Origin of the sequence: Kitasatospora sp. NPDC059599, from assembly GCF_042735125.1 — a bacterium.
GTDB lineage: Bacteria > Actinomycetota > Actinomycetes > Streptomycetales > Streptomycetaceae > Kitasatospora.
This window is the reverse complement of record NZ_JBHWCL010000030.1, coordinates 1-4766: the sequence shown is the minus strand read 5'-3', so window position 1 is coordinate 4766 and position 4766 is coordinate 1. Positions and strand designations below refer to the sequence as shown.

The window sequence follows — 4766 nt, the reverse complement described above, 5'->3', positions numbered from 1 at the left end:
TCCGCCGCGCTCCTGCCGGGTCGGTTGGGTGTGGGGGCGGGGGACCTCCCGTCCGCGGCCTCGCCCGGCCCCGCCCCCGCGTCCGCTCCGCGGGCGGCCGCCGCTCAGCGGTCGCCCGCGCCCCAGCCGTCGTCGGGCAGGGTGCGGTCCGGCTCGGGGCACTCGACGTGCTCGTAGCCCCACAGCATCGCCTTGTACAGCATGAACTCCTCCGACGGCGGCTCGTCGTAGGTCTCCCGGTTGGTCAGGACCAGCTCCACCCGGACCTCCTCGGCCGGCGAGAACATCAGGTTCTTCTGGTCCGGGAGGTTCTCGTACGTCACCGTCTGCCAGGTGTGGCCGGAGGCGGTCAGCGCGGCCATCAGCTCGGTCTCGGTGACGCGGCTGCCGAGCGTCACTGATCCGCCGCCCGGTCGCGGGAGTTCGAGCTCGCCGTACCAGGCCGGCAGGGACAGCGAGTGCAGCTGCCGGCAGCGGCAGAACACCGTCAGTACGTCGCCCCAGTTGAAGCCGTGCGGCCAGCGGTCGTCGCGGTGGATCCGGCCGCCGTCCCAGGGATCGCCGTAGTGGGCGGCGAGTTCGGGCAGCGAGGCGCCGTAGCGCAGCTCGCCGAGGCTGCCGGTGCCGGCCAAGCCGGTGAGGAGAGCGAGGAAGTCCGTCACCCCAGGCATCCGCGCACCGCGTCGATCAGCCGGGTCGCCCGGGCGTCGCCGTGGCCGATCATCCGGTTGGCGACGTAGCCGAAGCCGACGCCGAACTCGTCGTCACCGAACGCGAACTGGCCGCCGGCGCCGTCGTTGCCGAAGCTCCGAGCGCCGAGCAGCCCGCGGAAGGCGGGGGAGTCGAGCAGGACACCGGAGCCCCAGCGGGCGCCCATGTCGAAGCCCAGGAAGCCCGCGCCGGAGGAGACTTCGCGCACCATCCCGGTGACCGTCTCGGCGGAGAGCAGCCGCTCCCCGCCGTCCAGGCCGGTGACCGCCGCCGCGTACAGGCCGGCCAGCCCGGTGGCGGAGGCGACGGCGCCCGCACCGGGCAGCTCGATCGCGTGCAGGGCCGGGTCGTTCCAGCCGTGCGGAGCGTCCAGGCCGGGGAAGACCAGTGCGCCGTTCATCGTCACGATCCGGGTCAGCAGGTGCTCGGGGCCGGGCATCGGGCGGCGGCCCTCCGCCTCCACCAGCCGCGCCAGGCGGGGGAGTTCGCTCTCCGGCAGACCGATCCGGACCGGCAGTCCGAGCGGCTCGGCGAGTTCCTTGCGCAGGAACGCGCCCGGGGTCAGGCCGGTGATCCGGCGGATCACCTCGCCGACCGCGAAGCCGAACACGTGGCCGTGGTACTCGTAGGCCGTGCCCGGCTCCCAGAGCGGCTCCTGCGCCTCGATCGCCCGGATCACCGGCTCCCAGGCGGCGATCTCCTCGAACGTGAGCACCGCGTCCAGCGCCGGGATGCCGGCGCGGTGGCCGAGGATCAGCCGGGTGGTGACGTCCTGCTTGCCGTGCCGCGCGAACTCGGGCCAGTAGCGGGCGACCGGGGCGTCCAGGTCGAGCCGGCCCTGCTGGGCGAGCAGGTGCGCGGAGATGCTCACCGGGCCCTTGGCGCACGAGAACACCGGCACCACGGTGTCCTGCGTCCAGGCCCGGCCGGTGCGTTCGTCGGCCGTGCCGCGCCACAGCTCGACCACCTTGCGGCCGCCGGCGAAGACCGTGACGGCGGCGCCCAGCTCGGGGAAGTCGGCGAAGTTGCGCGCGAAGGCGTCCGCGACGGCGCCGAACCGTTCGTCGGCCCAGCCCTGGTACTGCTGCATGGTGTGGAGCCCCGTTCTGCCCTCAAGATCAACGACCGGACCACGCTACGGGAGCCGGACAGCCGGGACGAGGGAATTTCACCAGGTCGGGGCTGAAGGGGCGGGTGTGACAGACTCGGCGGCGATCCGGGAGGTGACGCGCCGTCGGTCCGGCGGAGGGTCGGCGTCCGTCCTGCGGATCCCGGTGATCGGAGGAGGAGGACGGGTGGCGGGGGTCGCGGTGGACCTGGAGGCGTTGACCGGGCGCTGGGAGCGACGGTGGCCGGGGAGCCTGCCGGTCGGGCACGAGCTGGACGAGCGGGGGCGGGACGTCTGGGTGCGCTTCCACGGCCTGCCCGACTCCAAGCGCTACCCCGGCGACGAACGCGAGTACGCGATCGTGCTGGAGCGCCACAACACGGTGCTGGACGAGCTGTTCGGCGGCGCGGAGCTGTACGTCATCATTCCGGCGTGGACCTCCGATCCGCCCGCCCCCGCCGCGCGCCCGGGAACGACCCACTGGCGGACCTGGCTGCAGACCGACGACCCCGACCCGGCGTTCCGCACCTACGGTCACGCCTACGTCGAGCAGCTCCCGTGGCGGCGCGGCTGCCTGGACGGTCTGCTGCGCCAGGTCGCCGACGAGGAGGTGGCCGGCGTCATCATCACGGACACCGACCTGCGGCGCATCCACCACCCGTACGACGGCGGCGCGGACGTGTTCCTGACCACGACGGCGGAGCGCGATCGGCTGAAGGCGCGGCACGCCGGCTGGTTGTCGCGGCACCCGAACGGATGGTGACGAGCCGTCAGGTCCTGATTGGCGGACGGTGCGACCACGCCGCGACCCCCAGGGCCGTTCCGATGCCGACGAAGGCGGCGGCCCCGGCCGGGACGACCCAGCCGGTGATCGGGTCGCCGCCCGCGGCGTGGCCGCCGTTCGCACCCAGCAGGGCGGTGAGCAGCCCGTAGGGGACCAGCAGGGTGCCCGCCCAGGCGGGGACGAGCAGCAGGCGGCGGGGCAGGGTGCGGGCCGGTGGGCGCCGGGCCAGGACGAGTGCGAGCGCGACGCCCGCCAGCGCCAGGACGGCGGTGAAGTCGACGCCGTGCTGCTCCAACCGGATCAGCGCGGCGGGTGCGCCGTTGCGCCGGAAGTCGTCCACCATCCGGTAGCCGTCGGCCAGTCCGGCGCGGCCGCCCGCCGCCCAGTACGACTTCAGCGCGATGTACGGCAGGGCGAGCGCGCCCGCCAGGGTGACGGCGTGCAGTCGGCGTCGGGTCATGTCCGGTCCTCGGGTGCTCCGTGGGGCCTTCGGTGCCCCAAGCCTGCCGGGGGCGGCCCGGGTTGCCGTCCCGCACGAGGAGGGGCCGTCTCCCCCGGGCGGGGGAAACGGCCCCGGGTGGGGTCGGCGCCCGTCGGGTGGGGGAGACGCCCGTCGGGTGGGTGAGGCGCACGTCGGGACGGCTCGGCCGGACCGGGCCTAGCGGGGCGCGGGTGTGGGAAGGCTCGGTCGGTACGTCCGTACACGCCGCACCGGATGCCCGGGGCGGCCCGTACGACCCGGGCAGCCGAACGGTCGGGTGGCCGGGGCGGCACGGACGGCGCGAATGACAGGGAAGGCCGGGACGGCCCGGATGAAGGAGCCCAGGATGACCGCAGTGCACGAATCCGTCCTCGACGCGATCGGCGGGACGCCGCTGTTCCGCCTCGCCCGGCTCGGCGCCGGTATCGCCGCGCCGGTCTACGCCAAGGCCGAGTTCCTGAACATCGGCGGCAGTGTCAAGGACCGCGCCGCGCTCTCGATGATCCTGGCCGCCGAGCGGGACGGTCTGCTGGAGCCGGGCGGGACGATCGTCGAGGCGACCTCCGGCAACACCGGCATCGGTCTGGCCATCGTCGGGCGGCAGCGCGGGTACCGGGTGATCGCGGGGGTGTCGGACCGGTCGGCGCCCGAGAAGTCGGACATCCTGCGGGCGTACGGCGCCGAGGTGGTGCTCGCCACGACCGCCGTGCCGCAGGAGGATCCGGCGCACCTGTTCAACGTGGCCCGGCGGCTCGCCGAGGAGATCCCCGGCGCCTGGCTCGCCAACCAGTACGACAACCTGGCCAATCCTGACGCCCATGTCCGGACCACCGGCCCCGAGATCTGGGAGCAGACCGGTGGCCGGGTGACCCACTTCGTCGCCGGCGTCGGTACCGGCGGCACCGTCACCGGCACCGGCGGGTACCTGAAGCAGGCGTCCGGCGGTGCGGTGACCGTGGTCGGCGCGGATCCGGAGTCCTCCTCGTACGGGGGCGGGGACGGCAGCCCGTGGTTCGTGGAGAGCATCGGGCACTTCCTGCACCCCGGGACGATCGAGGACCGCTGGCCGCAGGCCTACCGCTCGGAGGTGGTCGACTCCTTCGAGCGGATCCCGGACCGGGAGTCGCTGCTGACGGCACGCCGGCTCGCCCGGGAGGAGGGCATCCTGGCCGGCCCGTCCTCGGGCACCGCGGTGGCGGCGGCGCTGCGGGTGGCGCGGCGGCTGGGTCCGGACGACCTGGTGGTCGTGCTGCTGCCGGACTCGGGGCGCTCGTACCTGTCCAAGGTGCACAGCGACACCTGGATGCGGGAGTGGGGCTTCCTGGAGGAGCCGGGGGAGACGGTGGTCCGGGCCGCGCTGGAGGCGGCGGATCCGCTGGTGGCGGTCCCCGCGGACGCGACCGTCGGCGAGGCGGTGGAGGCGCTGCGGGCCGCGCCGGGCGGTGTGGCGCCGGTGGCGCTGGCGCGGGCGGCGCGCCCGTTCGGGGTGAGTGCGACGGAGCTGATGGGCTCGGTGTCGCGGGAGGCGCTGACGGCGGCGCTCGCGGAGGGCGCCGCCAAGCCGGACGATCCACTGGGCGCGCTGGTGGGGCCGGCGCTGCCGACGGTGGGCGTCGGGCAGTCGGTGGCCGAGGCGCGGGCGGCGCTGGCGGGCCGGGCGGCCGGGGGCGGCCACCCGGCCG

General features: G+C 74.9%; 5 protein-coding genes. 2 read left to right on the top strand and 3 right to left on the bottom strand.

Annotation, left to right across the window (positions count from 1 at the left end):
* Positions 1-104: 104 nt before the first annotated feature.
* Together ACFV04_RS13540 and ACFV04_RS13535 are read right to left on the bottom strand one after the other, a co-directional pair.
* Positions 105-671, bottom strand: a complete 567-nt coding sequence (locus ACFV04_RS13540; protein WP_380528981.1) for a hypothetical protein — start codon at positions 669-671, stop codon at positions 105-107.
* Positions 659-1801 carry a serine hydrolase domain-containing protein gene (locus ACFV04_RS13535; protein ID WP_380528979.1) on the bottom strand — a complete coding sequence of 381 codons (1143 nt, stop codon included), beginning with the start codon at positions 1799-1801 and terminating at the stop codon, positions 659-661. Before ACFV04_RS13535 ends, ACFV04_RS13540 begins: the two co-directional genes overlap by 13 nt.
* 205 nt (positions 1802-2006) lie before the next feature.
* Between ACFV04_RS13535 and ACFV04_RS13530 the strand changes: the two genes are divergently transcribed.
* Entirely contained in the window at positions 2007-2582 is a 576-nt protein-coding gene (locus ACFV04_RS13530; RefSeq protein WP_380528978.1) for a hypothetical protein, read from the top strand.
* Between the two features lie 7 nt (positions 2583-2589).
* Here the strand turns inward: ACFV04_RS13530 and ACFV04_RS13525 are convergent, their stop codons facing one another.
* Positions 2590-3063 carry a hypothetical protein gene (locus tag ACFV04_RS13525; RefSeq protein ID WP_380528976.1) on the bottom strand — a complete coding sequence of 158 codons (474 nt, stop codon included), beginning with the start codon at positions 3061-3063 and terminating at the stop codon, positions 2590-2592.
* Positions 3064-3430: 367 nt separating this feature from the next.
* Here ACFV04_RS13525 and ACFV04_RS13520 point away from each other — a divergent pair.
* A partial coding sequence (locus ACFV04_RS13520) for a pyridoxal-phosphate dependent enzyme (protein ID WP_380528975.1) occupies positions 3431-4766 on the top strand: 1336 nt, incomplete at its 3' end.

Excerpts from the sequence above, each read along its gene's own strand:
- ACFV04_RS13540 (WP_380528981.1), bottom strand. The coding sequence starts at position 671 with ATGCCTGGGGTGACGGACTTCCTCGCTCTCCTCACCGGCTTGGCCGGC.
- ACFV04_RS13535 (WP_380528979.1), bottom strand. The coding sequence starts at position 1,801 with ATGCAGCAGTACCAGGGCTGGGCCGACGAACGGTTCGGCGCCGTCGCG.
- ACFV04_RS13525 (WP_380528976.1), bottom strand. The coding sequence starts at position 3,063 with ATGACCCGACGCCGACTGCACGCCGTCACCCTGGCGGGCGCGCTCGCC.